At 61.0% G+C, this 21,630-nt stretch carries 22 protein-coding genes and 2 tRNA genes; 10 read left to right on the top strand and 14 right to left on the bottom strand.

Features of this window, described 5'->3' with window-relative positions:
- On the bottom strand, positions 1–893 hold an 893-nt coding region (locus ACTJKM_RS11815; RefSeq protein ID WP_440660360.1), incomplete at its 3' end, for an alcohol dehydrogenase catalytic domain-containing protein.
- Between the two features lie 69 nt (positions 894–962).
- Positions 963–1,361 carry a helix-turn-helix domain-containing protein gene (locus ACTJKM_RS11810; RefSeq protein WP_057255598.1) on the bottom strand — a complete coding sequence of 133 codons (399 nt, stop codon included), beginning with the start codon at positions 1,359–1,361 and terminating at the stop codon, positions 963–965.
- A gap of 245 nt (positions 1,362–1,606) precedes the next feature.
- Here ACTJKM_RS11810 and ACTJKM_RS11805 point away from each other — a divergent pair, with 245 nt between their 5' ends.
- Positions 1,607–2,545 (top strand): DMT family transporter, encoded by a 939-nt coding sequence (locus ACTJKM_RS11805; RefSeq protein ID WP_245296192.1) that lies wholly within the window; start codon positions 1,607–1,609, stop codon positions 2,543–2,545.
- 6 nt (positions 2,546–2,551) lie between these two features.
- Here the strand turns inward: ACTJKM_RS11805 and lipB are convergent, their stop codons facing one another.
- The gene (lipB, locus tag ACTJKM_RS11800; RefSeq protein ID WP_058328544.1) at positions 2,552–3,271 is read right to left on the bottom strand and encodes a lipoyl(octanoyl) transferase LipB; all 720 of its coding nucleotides are present in this window, start codon (positions 3,269–3,271) and stop codon (positions 2,552–2,554) included.
- Between the two features lie 193 nt (positions 3,272–3,464).
- On the opposite strand from lipB, the gene ACTJKM_RS11795 reads away from it, so the two are divergent.
- The 3 genes from ACTJKM_RS11795 to ACTJKM_RS11785 all read left to right on the top strand — a co-directional run bounded on the left by ACTJKM_RS11795 (position 3,465) and on the right by ACTJKM_RS11785 (position 5,527).
- Positions 3,465–3,549: transfer RNA gene (locus tag ACTJKM_RS11795), tRNA-Leu, on the top strand.
- Positions 3,550–3,933: 384 nt separating this feature from the next.
- Positions 3,934–4,018: transfer RNA gene (locus ACTJKM_RS11790), tRNA-Leu, on the top strand.
- A gap of 324 nt (positions 4,019–4,342) precedes the next feature.
- The gene (locus tag ACTJKM_RS11785) at positions 4,343–5,527 is read left to right on the top strand and encodes a serine hydrolase domain-containing protein (RefSeq protein WP_058328545.1); all 1,185 of its coding nucleotides are present in this window, start codon (positions 4,343–4,345) and stop codon (positions 5,525–5,527) included.
- 85 nt (positions 5,528–5,612) lie between these two features.
- On the opposite strand, the gene ACTJKM_RS11780 is transcribed toward ACTJKM_RS11785, so the two are convergent.
- Positions 5,613–5,882 (bottom strand): hypothetical protein, encoded by a 270-nt coding sequence (locus tag ACTJKM_RS11780; protein ID WP_057255602.1) that lies wholly within the window; start codon positions 5,880–5,882, stop codon positions 5,613–5,615.
- Between the two features lie 51 nt (positions 5,883–5,933).
- Positions 5,934–6,443 (bottom strand): peptide deformylase, encoded by a 510-nt coding sequence (locus ACTJKM_RS11775; protein WP_058328546.1) that lies wholly within the window; start codon positions 6,441–6,443, stop codon positions 5,934–5,936.
- Between the two features lie 391 nt (positions 6,444–6,834).
- Between ACTJKM_RS11775 and mgtE the strand changes: the two genes are divergently transcribed.
- Complete coding sequence (mgtE, locus tag ACTJKM_RS11770) at positions 6,835–8,256, top strand: magnesium transporter (protein ID WP_057255604.1); 1,422 nt, start codon at positions 6,835–6,837, stop codon at positions 8,254–8,256.
- Between the two features lie 175 nt (positions 8,257–8,431).
- Positions 8,432–8,818, top strand: coding sequence for a MerR family transcriptional regulator (locus ACTJKM_RS11765; protein WP_057255605.1), 387 nt, complete (start codon positions 8,432–8,434; stop codon positions 8,816–8,818).
- A gap of 86 nt (positions 8,819–8,904) precedes the next feature.
- Here the strand turns inward: ACTJKM_RS11765 and ACTJKM_RS11760 are convergent, their stop codons facing one another.
- The 3 genes from ACTJKM_RS11760 to ACTJKM_RS11750 all read right to left on the bottom strand — a co-directional run bounded on the left by ACTJKM_RS11760 (position 8,905) and on the right by ACTJKM_RS11750 (position 11,215).
- Positions 8,905–9,378, bottom strand: coding sequence for a methyltransferase family protein (locus ACTJKM_RS11760; RefSeq protein WP_058328547.1), 474 nt, complete (start codon positions 9,376–9,378; stop codon positions 8,905–8,907).
- Positions 9,379–9,381: 3 nt separating this feature from the next.
- A complete protein-coding gene (locus tag ACTJKM_RS11755) occupies positions 9,382–10,392 on the bottom strand; it encodes a heparan-alpha-glucosaminide N-acetyltransferase (RefSeq protein ID WP_058328548.1) in 1,011 nt (336 codons plus the stop codon).
- A 130-nt stretch (positions 10,393–10,522) separates the two neighbouring features.
- Positions 10,523–11,215, bottom strand: coding sequence for a DUF599 domain-containing protein (locus ACTJKM_RS11750; protein ID WP_058328549.1), 693 nt, complete (start codon positions 11,213–11,215; stop codon positions 10,523–10,525).
- Positions 11,216–11,963: 748 nt separating this feature from the next.
- Between ACTJKM_RS11750 and ACTJKM_RS11745 the strand changes: the two genes are divergently transcribed.
- Both ACTJKM_RS11745 and ACTJKM_RS11740 read left to right on the top strand, forming a co-directional pair.
- Positions 11,964–13,364 carry an L-serine ammonia-lyase gene (locus ACTJKM_RS11745; protein WP_057255609.1) on the top strand — a complete coding sequence of 467 codons (1,401 nt, stop codon included), beginning with the start codon at positions 11,964–11,966 and terminating at the stop codon, positions 13,362–13,364.
- Positions 13,365–13,438: 74 nt separating this feature from the next.
- Positions 13,439–13,876, top strand: a complete 438-nt coding sequence (locus tag ACTJKM_RS11740) for a DUF1489 family protein (RefSeq protein ID WP_057255610.1) — start codon at positions 13,439–13,441, stop codon at positions 13,874–13,876.
- A gap of 126 nt (positions 13,877–14,002) precedes the next feature.
- Here ACTJKM_RS11740 and ACTJKM_RS11735 read toward each other — a convergent pair whose 3' ends face one another.
- From ACTJKM_RS11735 to ACTJKM_RS11710, 6 genes are all read right to left on the bottom strand, one after another.
- Complete coding sequence (locus ACTJKM_RS11735) at positions 14,003–14,272, bottom strand: hypothetical protein (protein WP_058320548.1); 270 nt, start codon at positions 14,270–14,272, stop codon at positions 14,003–14,005.
- A gap of 78 nt (positions 14,273–14,350) precedes the next feature.
- Positions 14,351–15,883 carry an SPOR domain-containing protein gene (locus ACTJKM_RS11730; RefSeq protein ID WP_058320549.1) on the bottom strand — a complete coding sequence of 511 codons (1,533 nt, stop codon included), beginning with the start codon at positions 15,881–15,883 and terminating at the stop codon, positions 14,351–14,353.
- A 182-nt stretch (positions 15,884–16,065) separates the two neighbouring features.
- Entirely contained in the window at positions 16,066–16,794 is a 729-nt protein-coding gene (locus ACTJKM_RS11725; protein WP_058320550.1) for a hypothetical protein, read from the bottom strand.
- Positions 16,795–17,125: 331 nt separating this feature from the next.
- Entirely contained in the window at positions 17,126–17,734 is a 609-nt protein-coding gene (locus ACTJKM_RS11720; RefSeq protein ID WP_058328550.1) for a transglutaminase-like cysteine peptidase, read from the bottom strand.
- A gap of 680 nt (positions 17,735–18,414) precedes the next feature.
- A complete protein-coding gene (locus tag ACTJKM_RS11715; RefSeq protein WP_057255615.1) occupies positions 18,415–19,023 on the bottom strand; it encodes a PilZ domain-containing protein in 609 nt (202 codons plus the stop codon).
- 108 nt (positions 19,024–19,131) lie between these two features.
- A complete protein-coding gene (locus ACTJKM_RS11710) occupies positions 19,132–19,758 on the bottom strand; it encodes a PAS domain-containing protein (protein WP_063891421.1) in 627 nt (208 codons plus the stop codon).
- A gap of 361 nt (positions 19,759–20,119) precedes the next feature.
- Here ACTJKM_RS11710 and ACTJKM_RS11705 point away from each other — a divergent pair, with 361 nt between their 5' ends.
- Both ACTJKM_RS11705 and ACTJKM_RS11700 read left to right on the top strand, forming a co-directional pair.
- Positions 20,120–20,851: a rhomboid family intramembrane serine protease gene (locus ACTJKM_RS11705; RefSeq protein ID WP_058328551.1), complete on the top strand. Its 732-nt coding sequence runs from the start codon at positions 20,120–20,122 to the stop codon at positions 20,849–20,851.
- A 263-nt stretch (positions 20,852–21,114) separates the two neighbouring features.
- The gene (locus ACTJKM_RS11700; RefSeq protein WP_057255618.1) at positions 21,115–21,543 is read left to right on the top strand and encodes a CBS domain-containing protein; all 429 of its coding nucleotides are present in this window, start codon (positions 21,115–21,117) and stop codon (positions 21,541–21,543) included.
- Positions 21,544–21,630: the final 87 nt, after the last annotated feature.

Raw genomic sequence — 21,630 nt, 5'->3', positions numbered from 1 at the left:
GCGCCGGCGACGCCGATGACGACCGACTTGCCCCAGCCGCGATGCGAGGCCTCGAGCGCCTGGCGCATCACCTTGGTGTTGCCGGTGCAGTCGAAGGTGTAGTCGGCGCCGCCGATCTGGTCGGCACCACGCTTGGTCATGTTGACGAGGTAGGGAACGATGTCGTCGCCGACCTCCTTCGGATTGACGAAGTGGGTCATGCCGAAGCGTTCGCCCCAGGCCTTCTTGTCGTTGTTGAGGTCGACGCCGATGATCATGTCGGCGCCGGCAAGACGCAGGCCCTGGATGACGTTGAGGCCGATGCCGCCGAGACCGAAGACGATCGCGGTCGCGCCCATCTCGACCTTGGCCGTGTTGATGACCGCACCGATGCCGGTGGTGACGCCGCAGCCGATGTAGCAGATCTTGTCGAACGGCGCGTCCGGGTTGACCTTGGCAACGGCGATCTCCGGCAGCACCGTGTAGTTGGCGAAGGTCGAGCAGCCCATGTAGTGATGGATCTTGTCCTTGCCGATCGAGAAGCGCGAGGTGCCGTCGGGCATCAGGCCCTGGCCCTGGGTCGAGCGGATCGCGGTGCAGAGATTGGTCTTGCGCGACAGGCACGACGGGCAGGAGCGGCACTCGGGCGTGTAGAGCGGAATGACGTGATCGCCCTTCTTCACCGAGGTGACGCCCGGGCCGACGTCGACGACGATGCCGGCGCCCTCATGGCCGAGGATGGCCGGGAACAGGCCTTCCGGATCGGCGCCGGACAGCGTGAAGTCGTCCGTGTGGCAGATGCCGGTGGCCTTGACCTCGATCAGCACTTCGCCGGCCTTTGGGCCTTCGAGTTGAACCGTCATGACCTCGAGCGGCTTGCCTGCCTGAACGGCAATGGCGGCACGTACATCCATCTATTTTCTCCCTAGGACAAAAATGGTTTCGGGCCGCCAGGGCGGCGGCCCGTTGGAATCGACAATAAGCTAACGAATGTTCTGTTGAACGCGATTGAGTTCCATCTCAAGTGCGGCGATGGCCTTGCCGGTCTGTTCGTGCAGCTTCTTGACCAGGGCAAGCTGCTCGCGAAGGCCGTCGCGCTCGTCATCGACCGCGTCCGAATCCGGCGCCTTGCCGAGGCCGGCGATCAGCCAGGCCGGGGTAACGCCCAGCACGCCGGCAAGCATGAAGAGCCGGTTCGTCCGGGGTTCGGCGCGGTCGCGCTCCCAGGCGGCGACCGTTTCAGCGCGGACTCCGAGTTGGTCTGCCAGGTCCTTGGTGCTGATGTTGGCGGCGTCGCGCGCCCTCCAGATGCGTCCTCCCAGCGTATCACCGTCGCTGGTGTCGCGCAGGCGGGCAATCATCGTTTCGGTGGACAAGCGCATGGATATCTCCTTTGCCACGGTTACGTTCAAAGGTCCCGGAGAGACGGCAGGAAGCCGCTTTTGACTTCCGGGGCGGAAGATGGTCCTGAGCTTATAGGCATTCGGCCAGCGAGGGACCACCCCGAAGCGCCAAAAACACCGTCAATTGCGGCTAAGGCGCGGATAGTTCGGCCTCCGGAGTATCCTCGGCCGTTGAAAACCGTAGCCTAGGCTCTAATGTGCGGCGGCCAACCGGAGCTTGCCCCATGACCGACGCCCGAACTGCGGCTGCCGAGCCTGCCGATACCGTGATGCAAGGTGTCGCCATCATGCTCTTTGCGATGGTCATCCTGCCCGGCATGGACGTGATCGCGAAGTATATGGCTGTTTACGAAGGCATGTCGCCCGGCCAGGTGACCTTCTACCGGTTCTTCTTCCAGCTGGTGGCGACGCTGCCGATGCTGCTTGGCGCCGGCGGCCTGCGGGCGCTGAAGCCGAAGCGACCCTGGGCCAATCTGCTGCGCGGCGTGCTGCTGGCGACCGCGGCCCTGTTCTTCTTCATTTCCGTGAAGTACATGCCGCTGGCCGATACCTTTGCCATCTATTTCGTCGAGCCCTTCATCCTGACCTGCCTTTCGGCGGTGTTCCTGAAGGAAAGAGTCGGCTGGCGACGCTGGCTTGCCATCATCGTCGGCTTCGGTGGGGCGATGATCGTCATCCAGCCGAGTTTCGCGGCTTTCGGCGTGACGGCTTTGCTGCCGGTGGCCTGCGCCTTCGTGTTTGCCTGCTATCTGCTTCTCAATCGCGCGGTCGGTACGGGTGACTCGCCGCTGACGATGCAGACCATCGCTGGCATCGGCGGCACATTGATGATGGCGCTGGTGATCCTGGTCGGCAACGGCATGGGCAGCCCCGACTTCGTGCCGTCCTTGCCCAAATCGGCGCTTGGCTGGACGCTGGTGGTTATCCTCGGCGCGCTCTCCGGTTACGGCCATCTGCTGGTCGTCAAAGCCTTCCGGGCGGCACCTGTCTCCTTGTTGGCGCCATTCCACTATTTCGAGATCGTCACGGCGACGGCGCTCGGCTATCTCATCTTCGGAGACTTCCCGTCGCTCTCCAAATGGCTTGGCATCGCCATCATCGTCGGCTCGGGCCTCTTTATTATCTGGCGCGAGCGGCAGGCGGGACGTCGAGCGGCAAGCTGAATGGGTTCAGGCGCCGTCGGTCTTTGTCGGGCCGAACACCGTCTCGAAGGCCTCGCGCAGCCGGATATCGACATCCGGCATCATCACCGGCAGGCCGAGGTCGACGAGGCTTGTTACGCCGTAGCCGCGAATACCGCAGGGCACGATGCCGCCGAAATGGTCGAGATCCGGATCGACGTTCAGTGCGAAGCCGTGGAAGCTTACCCATTTGCGCAGGCGAATGCCGATCGCGGCAATCTTGTCTTCCGCCACCGAACCATCGGGCAGGGCGGGCTTTTCCGGGCGGCGAACCCAGACGCCGACCCGATCTTCGCGGCGCTCACCTCTCACATTCATCGAATCGAGCGTGGAGATCACGACGCTTTCCAGCGCAGCGACGAAGGCGCGCACGTCCTGCTTTCGGCGCTTGAGGTCGAGCATAACGTAAACGACGCGCTGGCCCGGCCCGTGATAGGTGTATTCACCGCCGCGACCCGTCGAGAACACCGGAAAGCGATCCGGCATCACCAGATCAGCAACATCGGCGCTGGTACCGGCTGTGTATAGCGGCGGATGTTCGACCAGCCAGACGAGTTCGTCCGCGGTGCCGGCGGCGATCGCGGCAGCTTCCTGTTCCATCAGTTCGACTGCCTGTGGATAATCCACCAGATCAGAGGCAACCCGCCAGCGAACCGGGGGTGATTCCGGGGGGGCGAACATGGTCTGGCTCAGATTCTCACGCTGCATTCGGTCTGCATTCCTGTTTTCAGAGCTTGTAAATGGGATGGCGCGTGACAAGAGTCCAGCGTTTCCAACGCTTCCCCAGCGGGCTGTTGAAATAGTTTCATTTCCCGTCAAATTTCTGTCTTCATCCCCTTGTGCCCCCCAGGGGCTTTTGCTACATGCAGCCCCGTCGACGCAGGTCGACACCTACCACGATGCGGTCGTGGCGGAATTGGTAGACGCGCAGCGTTGAGGTCGCTGTGGGGCAACCCGTGGAAGTTCGAGTCTTCTCGACCGCACCAAAAAAACCCGGCTTTGGCCGGGTTTTTTGTTTTTATCCTGCCTAGCGAACACGGCGAGCTGCGCGGAATCGCGTCGCTGACACATCCCTTTTCTGGACGTTTCCAATCAAGCGTAGGCGTTTGGCACGGTGGGAAGGAGCGCGCTCTCTTTGCTGGCGAATGGCCGAAGACGAACGGGATCCCGCGCCCAACAATCGGTCTCGGCGCGGTGGCCGAGGTGCGCGCGCTTGATGCGCGGAAAGGCGACCTGGCCGGTTCGCTCGCAATGCGACGGGCCGCTGAGTTCTGTCATGATCGCCCGAATTGTGCACAGCCATCTCTTGTGCACTGCGGGGGCTTTTGCTACATGCACCCCCGCCGGCGCAGGTCGGCATCTACCACGATGCGGTCGTGGCGGAATTGGTAGACGCGCAGCGTTGAGGTCGCTGTGGGGCAACCCGTGGAAGTTCGAGTCTTCTCGACCGCACCAAAACCGGCTTCGGCCGGTTTTTTCGTTTTTATCTCCAACGCTTAGGTCTTGAGCCCACCGCGCGGCTCAGCCTCGGGCCGAAGCTGCAAGCCCGCAAACCTCAACACATGTTCAGACCGCACTTCGGCGTGCATAGCGCTTGCCGCCGCGGAAAAAGAGTGAACGAGCACCGCCACGTTGCAGGCGAAATGGCTTGGAATGTTATTTGGTGCTAACCTTGGCGCGGTATTCCAGAACGAGGGCCGGGCTGGAGCAGTTTTCTGGGCGCGGCGGTGGCTGGGCGACCTGCACCAATGACGAAGCCTGTTTGCTTGGGAGGTTCCTTTGGGCGGCGATCTCAGGGCTGTTGCCGATGCAATCCTCAATACCGTCGTCAGCGCCGCGGATTGCGTGCCCGGCGTCGTCGCGATTGCCACAGATAGACGGGGCGATATCTACACCGGTGCAGCCGGAAAGCGAGCATTGGGTGGCGATGCGGACATGACCGCCGACAGCGTCTTCGGGCTCTTCTCGATGACGAAAGCGATCACCGGCACTGCCTGCCTGCAACTGGTCGAAGAGGGCAGGCTCGATCTCGATGCTCCAGCCAGGCGATACGCTCCCGAGATCGGCAAGCTGCAGGTGATCGATGGCTTTGATTCCTCCGGGAACCCGAAGCTCCGCCCGCCCAAGCGGGATATCACGACGCGCATGCTGCTTTTGCATACGGCTGGCTTTGGATACGACTTCTTCAATGAGACCTACGCCAGGTTGGCCCGGCAGCATGGGCAGCCGAGCGTGATCACGAGCTCCTATGCGTCCATCCGCACCCCATTGCTGTTCGACCCAGGCGACGACTGGGAATATGGAAGCAACCTGGACTGGGCCGGACAGGTGGTGGAGGGCATAGCCGGTAAGCGATTGGGCGAGGTGATGACCGAGCGAATCCTTCAGCCGCTCGGCATGGACGATACCGGTTTTGCATTGACCCCAGCGATGGCCTCACGCGTGGTCACGCTGCATCAGCGGGACGATGCAGGGCGATTGCAGCCGGTGCCCGATTTCCGGTTCCCCCAGGAACCCGAGGTCCAAATGGGTGGGCATGGCCTCTACTCGACAGCTACCGATTACTCAAAATTTATTCGCATGTGGCTCAACGACGGGGTGGCACCCGGCGGCCGCGTGCTGAAACCCGAAACCGTCGAAATGGCGGAAAAGAATGGCCTCGGAGAAAAGAAGATCAAAAAGCTTCCCGGGGTGATACCGAGCCTTTCGCACGACGTCGAATTTTTCCCCGGAATGCCGAAATCCTGGGGGCTTAGCTTCATGATCAATGATGAAGCCGCGCCGACAGGCCGACCGGCCGGCGCGCTGGCCTGGGCTGGGCTTGCAAACCTCTATTACTGGATAGACCGCCAAAATGGTCTCGGCGGCCTCTGGGCGACGCAGATATTGCCCTTCGTCGACCCGGCCTCGATCGGGGGCTACCTTGACTTCGAAACGGCGGTCTACTCCGCCTTTCCAAGGTAGTCGGCCGAAACATTTGATTGCACACGCCAAGCCTGGGTCGCTTGCACCGCGCGCCGCGCGCTTGCCCCGCCCTGCGTCCACGTCGTCAGCTGTTGCCTTGCGGTCCGCTCTGGTCCATGCGGCGGCGGATAAGCTTGAAGCTGTGATCGGGCTGAACCTCATAGGTTTCGTAGACCATCTGCCCTTCATACATGAAACGGTGCTGAACCATGGTGCCGGGAGCGGCCTGCGTCTTTCTTTTGCTGGCGTTTTCGCCGTAGGTCAGGCTCTCGGGCAGGGGCTCAAGACTCTGTTGGGCACTGTTGCAACCGGCGAGGGCCAGGAGGCCGATGACTGCAAGATATGTTGGCTTCATTGTTCGATCCTTGGTGAACTGGGAGGCATTTGATGCTGTCGGCGGGAAGTCCTAGACGCGCGTTTGTTCCCTTGTCAGCTTTTCGAATTTCTTGATCGCCCGATCGCGTTTCAGGCGCGAGAGGCGTTGGGTCCAGAAAATACCGTCGAGCTGGTCGATCTCGTGTTGCAGGCAAATGGCCATCAGCCCTTCGGCTTCCTCTTCGACCTCTTCGCCTGAAAGGGTTTGATAGCGAACACGGACGGTCTGCGGTCGCTCGATGTCCTCCGAAACCCCAGGCATCGATACACTGCCTTCAGAATGTTTCATGACTTCGGCGGAGTTCCAGACAATCTCTGGATTGATGTAAATCCTGACGCCGCTCTCCCGGTCGAGCTCGATCACCGTCACCCTTTGCAGCACGCCGACATGCGGAGCGGTGATACCGATGCCCGGTGCCGCTCGCATCGTGTCCAGAAGGTCGTCCGCAAGGGCCTCGAGCGCCGCATCAAAGCGGGTAACGGTGTCCGCCTTCTGGCTCAGCAAGGGACTGGGAAAACGGACAATGGGACGGATCGCCATCAGATGTTCCTCGGCTGCAGCGTTTGCGGCGCCGTACGTCCCGTTGAGGAGCGCAAGAGGCGGCGTAAACCTTGGGCTGCTGTTTCGTCCTCTGAAATCGATTCCGGTTCCAGGGAACGAAGAGAAGTGCTAGCCGATCGCGCGATCGATGTCGACACTGTCGCGATGCAGCCGGTTTCTCATGTATTTGCAACAGCTTGAATAAATCTGTTATCGCCGCGCACAGGGTGGTATCTGTGCTGTGGACCTCGGCGGGGCTTTGCGCTAGCAGGGCTGTAGGACCCAACTTCCGGAGCACGGCAGCGGAAGAGGGGCACCAACCGTCAGTGACGCATTCTTTCCGGCCCGTATGATGGAGCACCGGAAAGCAGCAATCGTTTCGAGGGCGCCCATGAGCAATATCGGCGACGACGACAGCGGTATCGAAGACGTCAAGACCTTTGACGGCTCGGACATCTATGCCGACGACGGTTCGGTCCGTTCCGATTTCCTCATGCATGTCGGGGCCGCGATCGCCGATCGCGATACGATCTATCTGCGCCAGCACGTCGCCGGCCTGCATTCGTCGGAACTCGGCGACCTGCTTGAAGCGATCCAGCCTGACCAGCGCCTGGCGCTGGTCTCACTGCTCGGCAAGGAATTCGACCTTTCGGCGCTGACGGAGGTCGACGAGGCCATCCGTCTCGATATCGTCGAGCATCTGCCGAACGAGCAGATCGCCGAGGCTATCGGCGAAATGGACTCGGACGACGCCGTCTACATTCTCGAGGACCTCGACCAGGAAGATCAGGACGAGATCCTGGCGAAGCTTCCCTTTACGGAACGGGTTCGCCTTCGCCGCTCGCTCGATTATCCGGAGAGCACCGCCGGCCGGCGCATGCAGACCGAGTTCGTGGCGGTGCCGCCATTCTGGACCGTTGGCCAGACGATCGACTACATGCGCGAAGACGAGGACCTGCCCGAGAGCTTCACGCAGATCTTTGTCATCGACCCGACCTTCAAGCTGCTCGGTGCCATGGACCTCGACCGCATTCTACGGACCAAGCGCTCGGTCAAGGTCGATGCGATCATGCACGACACGAGTCATGCGATTCCGGCCGAGATGGACCAGGAAGAGGCAGCGCAACTGTTTGAGCAATACGACCTTCTCTCCGCCGCGGTCGTCGATGACAACGGAAGGCTGGTCGGAGTGCTCACCATCGATGACGTCGTCGACGTCATTCAAGAAGAAGCGGAAGAAGACCTCTTGCGCTTGAGCGGTGTCGGCGATGAAGAGCTCTCGGACTCGGTTGCCGAGGCATCGCGCTCACGCGTGCCGTGGCTGTTCATCAATTCGATGACGGCGTGCATGTCCGCCTCGGTCATCGGGCTTTTCGATGCGACCATTCAGCAGATCGTCGCGCTCGCCATTCTGATGCCGATTGTCGCCGGCATGGGCGGCAATGCCGGTTCGCAGACCATGACCGTTACCGTCCGCGCGCTTGCGACCCGCGGCCTCGACATTCACAACGCGCCGCGCATTATCCGGCGCGAAGCCGGGGTCGGGCTGTTGAACGGCATGATCTTCGGCACGCTGATCGGCCTGCTCGCCGGTCTCTGGTTTCAGGACCCGAACATCGGCGGTATCATCGCCACGGCCATGCTGATCAATATGATGGCCGCAGCACTTGGCGGCATCCTCGTTCCGCTCTGCCTGGACCGCTTCGGTGCCGATCCGGCCGTGTCTTCCGCCGTTTTCGTGACGGCCATCACCGACATCACCGGTTTCTTCAGTTTTCTCGGCATCGCCACGTGGTGGTTTCACGTCACGTGAGGTGAACGCCGTTGTTTGACTTTTACGTCAAGGTCAACGATAGTGTATACGCATTACAGCGCGCGCGTCTTCCATGACACGCTGAGATCGCTGTAACACTTTGACCTGCTGCATAATTTTGACCTTAAATCGATACCGATTTTAGGAACGATGCAGTAAATCATGGAATGGCAGCGTGAATAAATATTATAGCATCACCGAATTGACGCGGGAATTCGGCATTTCCACCCGAACGCTGCGGTTCTATGAGGACGAGGGCCTCATTCATCCTGAACGCCGTGGACGCACGCGCCTGTTCCGGCCTGCGGATCGGCGGCTGATCCAGGAAATTCTGCGTGGCCGGCGCATCGGCTTCACGATTGCCGAAATCCGCGAAATCATCCAGGTCTACAAGGATCCACCCGGCGAGATGGGCCAGCTTCGGCTCTTGATGAACCGTGTCGAGGAAAAGCGCGAGGAGCTTCGGCAGAAGCGCAAGGATATCGAAGACACGCTGGCAGAGCTCGACAATGTCGAGGAGGCTTGCCTGACGCGTCTCGCGGAGATCGGCGTCGGTACCTGAGCAGGCGGGCGTATTCTTAAAAGCGAAAGTTTCGAAGGGTGGCGTCCGCGCTGCCCTTTTTGGTTTTGGGCTGTGCGGTCTTTTGGTCAGATCCAGCGGCTGGTGTGCCGGCAATAACGCTCGAACTCGAAGCCGAAGCGCGACAGCAGATGCCGCTCTTCGTTGCGAATGGCAAAGACGGTCGTCAGCATCACCGCTGCGATCGCCGTGATGAAGAACCAAGGATTGAGCGTCGCCAGGCCGAAGCCGACCATCATCAGGGTGTAGCCGAGATAGATCGGGTTGCGTGTGAAGCGGAAGGGGCCGTAGGTGACGAGGCAGGTCGCCGACCGGTAGGGCATGACGGCCGTGTGCCGGTCGAGCAAGGTCTTGAGTGCCCAGAGATCCAGCCAGATGGCGACGATGATCAGTGTGCCGCCGCTGATCCAGGGAAACCAGCTGTGTCCGTGTGCGACGGGGATGGGGGAATATCGCGCCAGAACAAGGGCCGCGAGCGTGGCGACGCCGTAGAGCAGGGCGGGCCACGGGAAATTCAGCGGCTTGGCACGATAGGCATTCATGTCCTAGTCCCCTGATTGCACGTCCATTGTGCACTGTCGCGCGATTCGCGCAATGCGTTCATCGGTGCTGACGTTGATCTCTCCCCTGTTCAGGCTGTCGAACAGGTTCTGTTGTACCAGAAGGTCGAGCGTACAGCCGCAGAAGGCCTCGCACGGCACGGCCGGGTTCCCCTGGTTGCAGGCCGCGACGCAATTGCTGCGGTAGGCTTGCTTGGGATCCGGCAATGTTGGCGGTGAAATCAGCGAGAAGAGATAGACCAGTCCGATGAGCACGGGCTGGTGAATGAGGTATATGGCCAGACTGTGACGGCCGCCGAAGACGAGCGGGCTCATCCACAGTTTGCCCTTGCCACCTGTAGACGGACGGCTTGCGAGGACCGCGACGAGCCGCGCATGGAAGAGCTTGGCTGCGGCAAGGCCGAAGAGGAAAGGCCCGAGCCACGGCAGCAGCGGCACATAGTCGTTGGAGCGCGGCAAGGTTTCCGACAGTCCGACCCACCAGAGCCAGGGTGCATCGAAGGCCGGCGAGCGCAAATAGAAGGGTGCCGCGATGGCTGCTGCTGCCGCAACAAGGGAAACGACGGCGGGAAGCCGCAGGAAGACAAGGCCGATCACGCTTGCCGCGGCGATCGCATGCAGGATGCCGAAGAAGATGAAGGTGTCCGGGAACGCGAAATAGGTCGCGATTGTGATCAGCGCTGCCGCACCGGCGATTTTGGCAAAGCGCCGCATGAACGCGTCGAGGCGAAGCTTCGGCCATTGTCCGAGCACAAGGCTGTACCCGGCGAGAAAGAGGAAGCTGCTGGCGATGAGCCGGGCAAAGATCTTCCAGCCGCCGGTGCCGGCGGTTCCCGCGGCAACGTAGCCGAAGAACTCGAGGTCCCAGACGAAATGATAGGTAGCCATGGCGAGCAGTGCCACGCCGCGCGCGACGTCGATGAAGGCGAGCCGCCCCCGTGCGGCAGATTGAGCCGGTATCTGTGTCGTCGGTGAAGTCACATTGCTGTCGGACATGGGCATTCGCCATCCTGTGGGCGTGAAGAAGAGTGACATGTTTGGCTTGTGCCAAACACGCGTCGTTGGCTGATGGTGGAAGTGGTCAGGCCTGATCTGTTTCCGTTCAGCGCGATGGGCGCGCGTGCAGTCAGGGCGTTGCGTCCGGCAGCAGCGCCGCGCGTGCCTCCGAGAAGAACTGCCTGCGGGTCAGCACAAAGATGACGAAGACGGTGAGCCCGACGAAGACATAGGGGCTGATGAACCAGCCGAGATATCCGATCGACAGGAAAATCGCCCGAAGCCCGGCGTTGAAGTGCTTGGCGGCCAGCACGTTCATGCGGATCGCCCGTTCGGCTGCCTTCTCCGCCGCCTGCAGGTCGCGTTGCATGTCGGCGGTCATTGGAATGCCGCCCATCAGGATCGAGCAATAGTTGAACAACCGGTAGGACCAGCCGAACTTGAAGAAGGAATAGCCGAAGAGACAGGTGAGGCCACCGACCTTCAGCTCGAACGCGGTCCGACCGCCATGGAAGACATAGGGCATGTCCGCGAAGATCACTTGCACCTGTTCGGTTGCGCCGAGCAGAGCGAAGCAGCCACCGAGGGCGAAGATCGTCGTCGAGGCAAAGAAGGCGGTGCCGGCCTGCAGCCCCGCGATGATCTGCGTATCGATCATCTTCAGATCGCGGTTGAGCGAATTGCGGATCCAGCGGCCACGATGCTCGTTCATGAGGCGGGTGAGACTCACCCGCTTGAAGCCGCGCGTGCCGTCGGTCGCCCAGCTGAAACCCGCCCAAAGCAGGATAAACACGACAAGCGCTATGTAATCTTCGAAGGTCATACACGTGTTTTTGGCATGGCTTTTGGAAAATGCAAGGTGGGCGCGGCGGCGCGGGAATCGACGGCGCGTCAACTACTGTGATGAAATTGCGGCGGAATTTTTCTCCGCTCCCGCCGGCCAATTGCGCGGTTTTCACCAGCTTAGTGTACTGAGCGGCGAGGGCCTGACACCTTTCCGCCACATTTCCCCATTGCGCAGTAACACTTTCTTCAATATGCAAGGCCCCAGACGCGGGCACCCAATGTGCTGCTCGCGGCCGTTGAGAGTGTTTTCGGAGACATCATGGACAATACAATTCAGAAATCTTGCTGGGGCGTAACTGCACGCGCCGTGGCTGGTTTCGCTGGCGTTCTTGTTCTTGCTTATCTTTTCGGCGGCCTTTGATATCTGGTATCTAGAAAAGACCACTGATTGACGGCGCGGCTTCCCAAAAGCCGCGCCGTTTTTGATTCCAGGCAGCCAATCTCGACACCCCGGAGCCTTTGCGGGATGACAATGTCGCACGGATGGGATCGAATGTCGGTTGACCGCCTGACCGTCTGCTATGGGATCGCTTAGGCTTCGTTCCTATATTTGTTGCGGATTTCCTTAAATCGGTGCCGATCTGAGGATAAAATCGCGCAGTAAATATGAGGATAGCGCGCCGGTTCGCACAGACCGTGAAGCGTGATATCGAGGCAATCGTGAATGCGGTGCTCGGGCAATCATGCCGGTGCGCCGCGAGTCAGTCTCCGGGGCAGGCAAACTTATGTTTCTTTCCGTCTTCGACGTGTTCAAGATCGGTATCGGGCCTTCGAGCTCGCATACGATGGGGCCGATGTCGGCCGCCAACCGCTTTCTCGAACTCATTCTTTCCGACGACTGGCCGCGCCCGTCCCATGCTGCCGTTGCGGCGATCAAGGTCAGCCTGCACGGTTCGCTGGCCCATACCGGTATCGGCCACGGCACGGGCAGGGCGGTTGTCCTTGGTCTCGTCGGCGAACGCCCCGACCTGGTCGATCCTGATCGCATGGACGGCTTGATCGACGAGGTCGAGCGCAGCGGCCGCATTTCGCCGCCGGGACATCCGTCCTATGAATTCCAGCCGAAGACGGACCTGGTCTTCGACAAGAAGGTGCCGCTGCCCGGCCATGCCAACGGCATGTCCTTCTCCGCGTTCGACCGCGACGGCCGGCTGCTGCTGAAGCGGATCTATTATTCGATCGGCGGCGGCTTCGTCGTGACCGATACGGAACTCGAGGCGATGCGTGCCTCGAAGAACAAGGCGGCCGGCGTCAAGGTGCCATTCCCGTTCTCGTCGGCCCAGGAGATGCTGGACATGGCGGCCCGCTCCGGGATGACGATCGCCCAGATGAAACGGGCGAACGAAGAAGCGACCATGTCGCCGGATGAGCTGAATGCCGGGCTCGACCGCATCTGGGGCGCGATGAGCAACTGTATCGACCGTGGGCTGAGCCAGGAGGGCATCATGCCCGGTGGCTTGAAGGTCCGCCGCCGCGCACGCTCGATCCACGACAAGCTGCAGGAAGAATGGCGCTCCAACAAGACCAACCCGCTGCTCGCCAACGACTGGCTGAGCGTCTACGCGATGGCGGTCAATGAAGAGAATGCCGCCGGCGGCCGCGTCGTCACGTCGCCGACCAACGGTGCAGCAGGCGTCGTCCCCGCCACTATCCGCTACTACATGCATTTCCATGACGACGCGGATCAGGAGGGCATCCGCGACTATCTGCTGACGGCTGCCGCAATCGGTGGCATCATCAAGCACAACGCCTCGATCTCCGGTGCCGAGGTCGGCTGTCAGGGTGAGGTCGGCTCAGCGTCCGCCATGGCCGCTGCCGGCCTTGCTGCCGTCATGGGCGGTACGCCCGAGCAGATCGAAAATGCCGCCGAGATCGCACTCGAGCACCACCTCGGCATGACCTGTGATCCGGTCGCCGGCCTGGTTCAGGTTCCGTGCATCGAGCGCAACGCGCTCGGTGCGGTCAAGGCGGTGACGGCAGCCTCGCTGGCGCTCAAGGGCGACGGTAAGCATTTTGTGCCGCTCGATGCCTGCATCGAGACGATGCGCCAAACCGGCGTCGACATGAACGAGAAGTACAAGGAAACATCGACCGGCGGTCTCGCGGTCAACGTCGTCGAATGTTGAGCCGCCACGGTGATTGTGGATGAACAGCGTCTGGCCGCTTGACCGCAACGGCCGGACGGGTGTTCAAAACAGCTATGTCTCTGCATCTCATAAAGCTCTGCGTCGGAGCGGAATCGATCGAGGACCTGCGCGAATGGGTTTCGCGCAAGGCTATGGCCGCCATGGCCGCTGGCCTCGAGCCCCATTCCTTCCACACGACCCGCATGGTGCCGAAACGGGTGGAGGAACTGCTGAGCGGCGGTTCGCTCTACTGGGTGATCAAGGGGACCGTGCAGGCGCGACAGTCCTTGATCGGTATCGAAACCTTCACGGATGGCGAGGGTATCGGCCGCTGCAATCTGCTGCTTGGCCCTGAAGTGGTCGAGACGGAGTTGCAGCCGCGGCGTGCCTTCCAGGGCTGGCGCTATCTCACCGACAAGGATGCGCCGCGCGACCTTGCGTCGCTTTCCGGTGGCGGTGCCGAGATGCCGCTCGAGCTGCGCCGCGAATTGGCGGAACTCGGACTTCTCTAATCTTCAATATGGATGACCTGACGACCCATCACAGGGCAGGTTGCGATGCTGGCACGCGCATGGTTGCGGCGGTGTCGCAACAAGAAAAAAGGCGGCACAGGCCGCCTTTCGGAATTTCATGAACGTTCAGGTGATCCGCATTTTCAGGGGATGGCGCCGGTTCGGCCCCGTCACGTGAAGATGAATGCCGGCACGCGGCTGCGTCGACCGCCAGGCGCGGGCGCCGTGCGTCAGGAGCATCCCGACCAGATCGCGCGTCTTCGCCTTCGATCGGTTCAGCCCGAGATCGGCAATGCGCATGGCCGCCTCGTGCAGGGGATGCAGGTTGATGCGCGACGGCTTGGCGCGCCGTCCCGGCAGCGGGGTGACACCCGGAACGTTTTCGTTCATCGCCATGATTAACCTCGTTACGCTGTACAAATCCGAGGAAGGAGGCCGGAAAACAAACACATCCGGCCGCCAAATCTTTTGACCTTACTGCTGGCTCGCCCAGCAGGAGATGCCTTTCTTCTTCAGGGCCTTGCAGGCATTGACCGCTGCATTCTGGTCGTCGAAGCCGCCGAAACGGGCGCGATAGACCTGGCCGAAAGCGACAGTGAAGGGTTTTGCATCGCGAAGTGCCTTGCCGCCCTTGTCCTTGGCGTTGCCGAGAAGGGTCATGGCCTGATCCTTGTCCGGCGTTGCGCCGATCTGGATGACCCAGCCCTGCGGCTGCGCCGGCATCGGTTCGGCTTTTGCGGCTTCGGCCGGTTCGGCCTTCGCAACCGCGTCGGCCTTCTTCGGAACGGAATTGGTGATCTGGGTGTCAACCATGCCGGCGGCGACAGGCTGACGGAGTTTCAGGCTCTGTGCGTCGAGCGTGTTGGGAACGATCTTCGGGGAAAGAACGGGGTTGTCCGACGCGCGCTTGTTGCCGGCATAGGCCATCTGTACGCTGCTCGCGCTTTCGCCGTTATAGCGGATGCCAGGAACCGGTCCGGTGTTGGGCAGGTCGTGACCGCTGGCCGCGGCCGCGACGACAGGCGTATCCGCAACGGGAGCCGCCTCTGCAACCTGGGTCTCTTCAGCCGGAACGGGAGTAGGCTTGGTCTCGGCAATCAGATTGCCGTCGCCACGCCGCGATGCCGACGGCATGTACTTGGCGACGAGCCGGCGCATCTGCGCATCACGGCTGGCGCCGGAGCTGCCGCCCATGACGACGGCGACGATGCTGCGACCCTCGAGCTGAGCCGAGGTCACGAGATTGAAGCCCGACGCGCGGGTGTAACCGGTCTTGATGCCATCCACGCCGCGGACATTGCCGAGCAGGCGGTTGTGATTGCCGATCGTCTGCTTGCCGAAACGGAAGCTGCGGGTGGAGAAGTAATCGTAATACTGCGGAAAATGCTGGCGAAGCGCGAGGCCAAGACGGGCCTGGTCGCGCGCGGTCGTGCGCTGTTCCGGGTCGGGCAGGCCGTTGGCATTGCGATAGGTCGTGCGCGTCATGCCGAGCGCCCGGGCCTTGTTCGTCATCATGCGGGCAAAACGCTGCTCCGAACCGCCGAGATATTCACCGAGCGCCGTCGACGCATCGTTGGCCGAGCGGGTGACGAGCGAAAGGATCGCCTGTTCGACGGTGATCGACTGTCCGGCACGCACACCAAGCTTCGATGGCGGCTCGGCGGAAGCGTTTTTCGAAAAGGGGATGGAGGTGGACTTCGTGATCCGACCGGCTTCGAGCGCTTCGAAGGTCAGATAGAGCGTCATCATCTTGGTGAGAGACGCGGGATAGCGCAGTTCGTCGGCATCCTCGCCGTAAAGAATCTTGCCGGTCTTGGCATCGACGACGATGCCCGAATATTTCGGATTGGCATAGTTCGAGGCGGCGAAGGCCGGTGCGGCAAAGGCGGCCGATGCAATGGCGCCCGCAAGGACGACCCGTCCTACCATCTTTGAAAGAGCACCGAACGGGCGCTTCGCGAGATCAAAAAAACCGGATTGGGACACTACGCTACTCTTTATTCTCATGTCATGGGGTTGTCCGGACGCCGCCTCCGGGAACGACCGTTCTCGAGACAGTATCGGCATAGCGTTACCAATCGGTTTATGATGAATGATTGGTTTCCGGAATCGAACGCATTTGTACAAGGGCGATGCCGGTGTAGCGCAATGGTGCGGCAGGCTGCCTGCACCACACCAGTTAGACGAAATCAGGGCACGAGACGGTTTTTGACGAAGGCGGTGATCGCTTGGTCGATTTCGCGCCACTGCGGCAGCAGTTTGTTGGAGAATCTGTAGAGCACGGCGAGGTCCTTTCCGGCGTGAATGTCGCGCTGGCAATCGGCGCTGGTCGAGATGGATTGTGGGCCGAGGCAGCGCACCACGTAGGGCGCCTGGGTGCTCGTCTCAGCGGTAAAGAACACTTCGCCCGCATAGCTGGATGTCGGCTTGACTGCGTGCTCCGTCAGCCCGGCCGGGCCAGCCGTGGGCGCGCCGTCGAAGACCTGCGAATAGATCGGCTCCAGCCGCCCGGACATGTCGCGCGACATCGTGCTTTGGGAAATCTGCAGGAAAAGGAGGCTTTCGGGTGCGTCAACATTGTTGAAGAGTGCCCGGCTCCGGGCGCTGTAACCTTCGAGCCCCGGCCAGGTCAGGTAGAGATCGACGCGCTCGACGATCGAGGTGGCGCGTTGTGCCTCGAAGCGGATCATGTTGGCCGGCAGGCGCAAGTGATCCTGGCCGATGAAGATGTCGAAAAGCTCGTTGCTCGCGGTGTGGCCGGCAAGGGCGAGGTTTTCGCCGAACCAGCGCCCTGCAAATGAGATGGCAGCGGTCAGCGCCGCAAGCACCGCGACCGCTGCCATCACCCGGTAGACGAAGCCGGGCGACAGCAGCGGTCGGAGCTCCGGTTCGTGAATGTCGTTTGAAGAGCTGCTCATCGTTGGGCTGTCCCGTCGCGATGGCCGAACCCCGGCGGTCCGTTGTTCGGCTCACGCATTCCCGCGCATCGTAGGATGGACGACGTCGCTTGCCCGACGCTGGTCGAGGATGGTTAATTTTCTGTGAATTCCCCCTCGAGCTGCGAAACATCAAAAACTTAAAGAAAGATCGCGACACGGTTTAGCGCCGGGAATGCCGGTCATAAAAACGGCCGGTTCCGAGGGACGCGGAACCGGCCGAGGCTCGGTCTGGACGGGGATGTTTATGACCGGTGCCCTGGAATGGTGGAGGCTGCTGCGAAAGGCGCGCCGCCTCCGATGTCTTCTGTGCTTACTGCGTCCGTACGCTGCCGACGGCGACGGTGCGGCCGTCCTGGAGCTTGACCCAGCGACCGGAGTGTTCGGTCGATTGGCGCTTGAGGTAGGTGTATTCGGTGTCCGACCACAGCAGCACCTTGTTGCGCATGTTGTCGAGAATGAAGTCGCCACGGTCAGTGCGCACGGTGAGAACGGCATGGCCATCACCGTTCGGTTGCAGAACGACGGTGATCAGGAGGTCCGACGGAGAGAAACCGTTCTCGATCAGTTTGCGGCGCTTCAAGAGGACATAGTCTTCACAGTCGCCAACCGTGTCCGGATAGGACCACTTCTCCTCGACGCCATGAATTTCCATGTCGGTCATCGGGGTGACCGCCTGATTGACGTCGTAGTTGACCTCGAGAATCTTCTGCCAGCCTTCGCGCGTCAGCATCATCGGGCCGCGGTCCTTACCGTTGGAGGTGCACTCCGACGGATAGATCTTGCAGAACTCGTAGTGACCGATCGGCGGGTTGGTTGCACCGGTGACGACCATGTTGGCCGGAAGCGCCAGCGCCGTTTCGATCAGACCGCCGGTGAAAAGGACCGCAACCGCGATCATCTTGGTGATTGTCTTGAGCATGATTGTCTCCCCGTTGTGGTTCGACAATGGCACAGACGTTTTTATCGCTCGCGAACTTGCGAACTAAAAACAAGTACAAATGAAAGTCGTATAAGAATAAAACAAGAATAGAATTTGATTTTTATTTAAATCGAATTTGAGTCAAATTTTATCGATTTCTCGACGCGGCGATCTTCCATTCATGTTTCCTTGACGATGTAAGCGATTGTAATCAATAGACCTATGCCGATCCGCAGAGCGACAGGAGCAGTGGCTGCCGGAAAATCGCGGTCGCGATGCGTCGCGCCAGGGGCGGATGACGTCGATCTTGTCGTCGCTTTTCGACTTCAAATAAGCGTCGCGCCTTGAATTTGTTCGAAAAAATATTTGCGGTCAGAAGTCGCGGTCGGATCGAGATGTTCCGAAATGAAGCAGTCGTCGTCAGCGAGGCGATGCCGGTCGCCCAGTCCGCGCGGACAGCGTCGTCGCGGCCCGTGGGGCAGGTCTACTGTGAAAGCCAAGGTTGGTTTCGTGCCGCAGGATCGGGCCAGCGATTGGCTGGTCTGTCGTTGCGCATATCGGGGCGGCCCGCAATCACGCGTAAGAAGTGGCGCGGAGCCTCAGGGGGCTGGTGCGCGATCGGGGTGACAAGGCAACGATCTTGATCGGGGTAGGCCAGTGAGGGTCGCGCGGACACGCCCTTAGAGGAATTCCGTCAATGCTTCGCGCGACTGTACGCCCGAGAACTCGATGGCGCAGCCTTCCTGGAAATGGCGAACGATCTTGCCCTTCATGTTGCCGAGCAGGACCGGGGTGCCGATCGGCGGGCGGTTCTCGATATCGACGGCCGCGCCGGAGAGCGAGAGGTCGATGATGCGGCAAGGGAATTTTTCGCCGGTGTCCAGCGTCAGCTCGGTTGACGTCTTGCGCGGCGCAAGGCGGTCGTGGCGCCGATCCTCGGGCAGACCGAGTTCGTGTTTGTTGGCGATCCAGGTGAGCTGCGCAGCCAACTTCTCGCGCTTGCGTTCGGTGGCGTTGAGCTGAATCACGAAGGCATCGTCGGCGATGCGCGACACGGTGCCTTCAAGGCGGCCGACATGGTCGATATAGGCGATGATGCGCTCACCCGCCCGCGGCCGTGCCGGGGAGGAAAGCAGCACGTCACCCGGCGACATGTCGACGGCGGTGCAATCATATTCGTCGCGATTGGCCAGCATCAGCCGTCCAGCAAGGTTCACGGAAACGCGCTGGAACGCACCTTCGTGATGCGGCTTCGGAGCGGTATTCTGAGCGTGCTGGAATGAGAACATGGTGACTCTGCATGACGTATTTTGGCAGGCAGAGTTTAGAACGTTCGGGTTAATAGAATGTTCGTCCTGCGGTTGGTCCGCGTGGCCAACCCGGGACAGCAGCGGCGATCATTCGCGTCGTCCGCCCTCCAGAATGCGAAGATGTCCGACACGACGGGACTCTCCCAAAAACCCTTCGCCAGCGCGGGATTCTGCACGCGGGGAGACGTGTTCCACCGCCGGCTCTTCGCGAAACACGGCTGTGCGGTCGGGGTCGAGGATTTTCATGCCGGTGACGTCGAGGCCTTCCACCGATGTCGCATGCAACCAGTACGGGCGGGAAAGTGGCGAGAGCGCGCCAAGGATTCGGTCGCTTGCACCCTCGGTTGAGGCGAGCGGCAACAGCAGCATTTCGACCTCGACCTCGCGTGCATCGGCTGTGCGCCCTTTGGCGGACAGCATCACAGGCACCCGGTGCGTCATCACCTGGCCGGCGATGCGCTGCGTCTTGGCAGCCTGCGAGTTCAGCCACAGCATGCCGAATTGTCGCCCGCGCAGTTCAAGGCCGAAGAGTGCGCAGACATGGGTTCCCCCAAGACGAAACGAGATGCCGTTGCGATCACGCTCGAGAATAAACAGGTTGGGCAACAGTGCGCGGATGTCCCCCGGCTCGAGTTCGTCCCGACAGGGAAGGTCGCGCTTGCCGCGAATGGTGTTCCAGTATCGGAAAAGCTCCATGGTCGTCTTGCTGCGCATCTTGCGTTCATTCCATTTCTGCGGCCCGCTTGTGCCGGTCTGGCACATGTTTGGCCGATCATTGCGGTCTTGAGATCAATGGAGCGAAAAGCATGCCAGCTCGAAATTAAGGTTAACGAATGGTTTCGATTGCGCTGGAGCACTGCGACTGGCACTGAAAGACATGACTTCACGAAGCGTTGGCTTCGGCACTTGAACTGGAGCTCGGATCTGAGCTTGGCGACCGTTCAGTTTTTACTGGACGGTCTTTTTTTGTTTGCTTATGGCTGGTCGCCCCAGTCCGGTCCGAATCCCGCGATGTCATGCCATCGCCTCGATCGAATGCGATCGAACGGGCCAATCGATGGAGAAAGCAGCAACCATGGAACGAGATCAGACGGCAACGCCACCGGAGACGGACCGGGACAGCGCCGCCAGTCCGTCACGTGAGCCTGCCTTCAATCTGCCGGCCGGACTTACCGGCATTCTGCTGTTTCTGATCGCCATTCATGCCTTGCGCACCTATGTTCTGCCGCCTGCGATCGATCAGGAGATCATCTTCAACTTCGCCTTTCTGCCGGCGCGCTACGATCATCCCCTGGCCGAGCAGGGGCTCGCCTGGCTCTGGAGCCCCATTACCTATTCGTTCCTGCATGGCAGCTGGGAGCACCTGATCTTCAATATCTTCTGGATGGTCGCTTTCGGTGCGCCGGTCGTGCGCCGCATCGGCATGGGACGGCTTGCGGTATTCTGGTGCCTTTCGGCTGCGGCCGCAGTTGCGCTGCACACGGCATTTCACTGGGGCGAGATGATCGTGGTCGTCGGTGCCTCGGGCGTCGTTTCCGGTTTCATGGGCGCGGCGGCGCGCTTCGTCTTTTCGCCAAGCGGGCGGATCAGCCGGCAATTTGCCCATCTCAACCGGCGGCTGCCCGTCAGTGAGGCGCTGGCAAATCGCTCTGTCGTGATGTTCGCCGGGATCTGGTTCCTCACCAACTTTCTGATCGGGCTCGGCATGTTCACGCCTGGGGGGGCGGGTAGCATCGCCTGGGAAGCGCATATCGGCGGCTTCCTCTTCGGCTTCCTTCTCTTCGGCCTTTTTGACCCCCGCGACTGACGACGTCGAAAGATCGGCGGACGGCGCTTGTGAGCGCTTGATTTCCCCGGAGCGCTGGCGCACCATTTGTTACGGTCGCCGATTGTCGAAAGGCTAGGCGGCCCGTGAAGGCCGGGTATAGAAAGCCCGTCCGCGTCTGAGGAGCACGCGGGCAGGCGATCATAAGCGGCCAGGGTACAGGTTCCATCGCCCGACCGTACCGCACGAGAGACGGCTGGACCTTGCCCTGCCGACCCGGAGTTGTCGCAACGGGAGATGTGCGCATGTCAGTAAAAGCAATACTCGATGAAAAGGGTCGCAACGTCGTAACGGTCGGCCCGCAGATGACAGTCCAACAGGCTGCCATTCTCTTGCGTGACAATCATATCGGTGCGGTCATCATCGTCGATGCGGATGATCAGATCGCAGGCATCCTCACCGAGCGCGACATCGTCGCAGCGATCGCCAAGCAGGGAGCGACCTGTCTCGAAAGGTCGGTCGCGGCCGTCATGTGGCAAAATGTCTACTGCTGCACCGAGGAAATGTCCGTTCAGGCCCTGATGGAAATGATGAGCAAGCTCAGGGCCCGCCACCTGCCGGTCGAAAAAAATGGCCAGCTCGCCGGCATTGTTTCGATCGGCGACGTGATCAAACACCACATCCGTGCGATCGAGCACGAGACCGAGCAGATCAAGGCCTATATCGCCGGCTAAATGGGAAGGCAGCCTGCGCCGCCCCCTTATCCACCTCAGGTACTTTGCCCTGTTCGTGCCTACTGCATGTCTCCTTAAATCGACCTC

It is taken from the genome of Ensifer sp. 22460 (genome assembly GCF_052044935.1).
Classification (GTDB): Bacteria; Pseudomonadota; Alphaproteobacteria; order Rhizobiales; family Rhizobiaceae; genus Ensifer.
Note: the sequence above shows the minus strand (reverse complement) of the source record. Positions and strands in the feature narration are given on the sequence as shown.

Bases quoted from the DNA above. Each gene is read 5' to 3' on its own strand.
- ACTJKM_RS11700 (WP_057255618.1), top strand. From the start codon at position 21,115: ATGTCAGTAAAAGCAATACTCGATGAAAAGGGTCGCAACGTCGTAACG.
- ACTJKM_RS11710 (WP_063891421.1), bottom strand. From the start codon at position 19,758: ATGCGCAGCAAGACGACCATGGAGCTTTTCCGATACTGGAACACCATT.
- ACTJKM_RS11730 (WP_058320549.1), bottom strand. From the start codon at position 15,883: ATGAGAATAAAGAGTAGCGTAGTGTCCCAATCCGGTTTTTTTGATCTC.
- ACTJKM_RS11760 (WP_058328547.1), bottom strand. From the start codon at position 9,378: ATGAATGCCTATCGTGCCAAGCCGCTGAATTTCCCGTGGCCCGCCCTG.
- ACTJKM_RS11705 (WP_058328551.1), top strand. From the start codon at position 20,120: ATGGAACGAGATCAGACGGCAACGCCACCGGAGACGGACCGGGACAGC.
- ACTJKM_RS11780 (WP_057255602.1), bottom strand. From the start codon at position 5,882: ATGAAGCCAACATATCTTGCAGTCATCGGCCTCCTGGCCCTCGCCGGT.
- ACTJKM_RS11725 (WP_058320550.1), bottom strand. From the start codon at position 16,794: ATGAGCAGCTCTTCAAACGACATTCACGAACCGGAGCTCCGACCGCTG.
- ACTJKM_RS11745 (WP_057255609.1), top strand. From the start codon at position 11,964: ATGTTTCTTTCCGTCTTCGACGTGTTCAAGATCGGTATCGGGCCTTCG.
- ACTJKM_RS11805 (WP_245296192.1), top strand. From the start codon at position 1,607: ATGACCGACGCCCGAACTGCGGCTGCCGAGCCTGCCGATACCGTGATG.
- ACTJKM_RS11750 (WP_058328549.1), bottom strand. From the start codon at position 11,215: ATGACCTTCGAAGATTACATAGCGCTTGTCGTGTTTATCCTGCTTTGG.
- ACTJKM_RS11810 (WP_057255598.1), bottom strand. From the start codon at position 1,361: ATGCGCTTGTCCACCGAAACGATGATTGCCCGCCTGCGCGACACCAGC.
- mgtE (WP_057255604.1), top strand. From the start codon at position 6,835: ATGAGCAATATCGGCGACGACGACAGCGGTATCGAAGACGTCAAGACC.
- ACTJKM_RS11755 (WP_058328548.1), bottom strand. From the start codon at position 10,392: ATGTCCGACAGCAATGTGACTTCACCGACGACACAGATACCGGCTCAA.
- ACTJKM_RS11740 (WP_057255610.1), top strand. From the start codon at position 13,439: ATGTCTCTGCATCTCATAAAGCTCTGCGTCGGAGCGGAATCGATCGAG.
- ACTJKM_RS11775 (WP_058328546.1), bottom strand. From the start codon at position 6,443: ATGGCGATCCGTCCCATTGTCCGTTTTCCCAGTCCCTTGCTGAGCCAG.
- lipB (WP_058328544.1), bottom strand. From the start codon at position 3,271: ATGCAGCGTGAGAATCTGAGCCAGACCATGTTCGCCCCCCCGGAATCA.
- ACTJKM_RS11715 (WP_057255615.1), bottom strand. From the start codon at position 19,023: ATGTTCTCATTCCAGCACGCTCAGAATACCGCTCCGAAGCCGCATCAC.
- ACTJKM_RS11735 (WP_058320548.1), bottom strand. From the start codon at position 14,272: ATGGCGATGAACGAAAACGTTCCGGGTGTCACCCCGCTGCCGGGACGG.
- ACTJKM_RS11720 (WP_058328550.1), bottom strand. From the start codon at position 17,734: ATGCTCAAGACAATCACCAAGATGATCGCGGTTGCGGTCCTTTTCACC.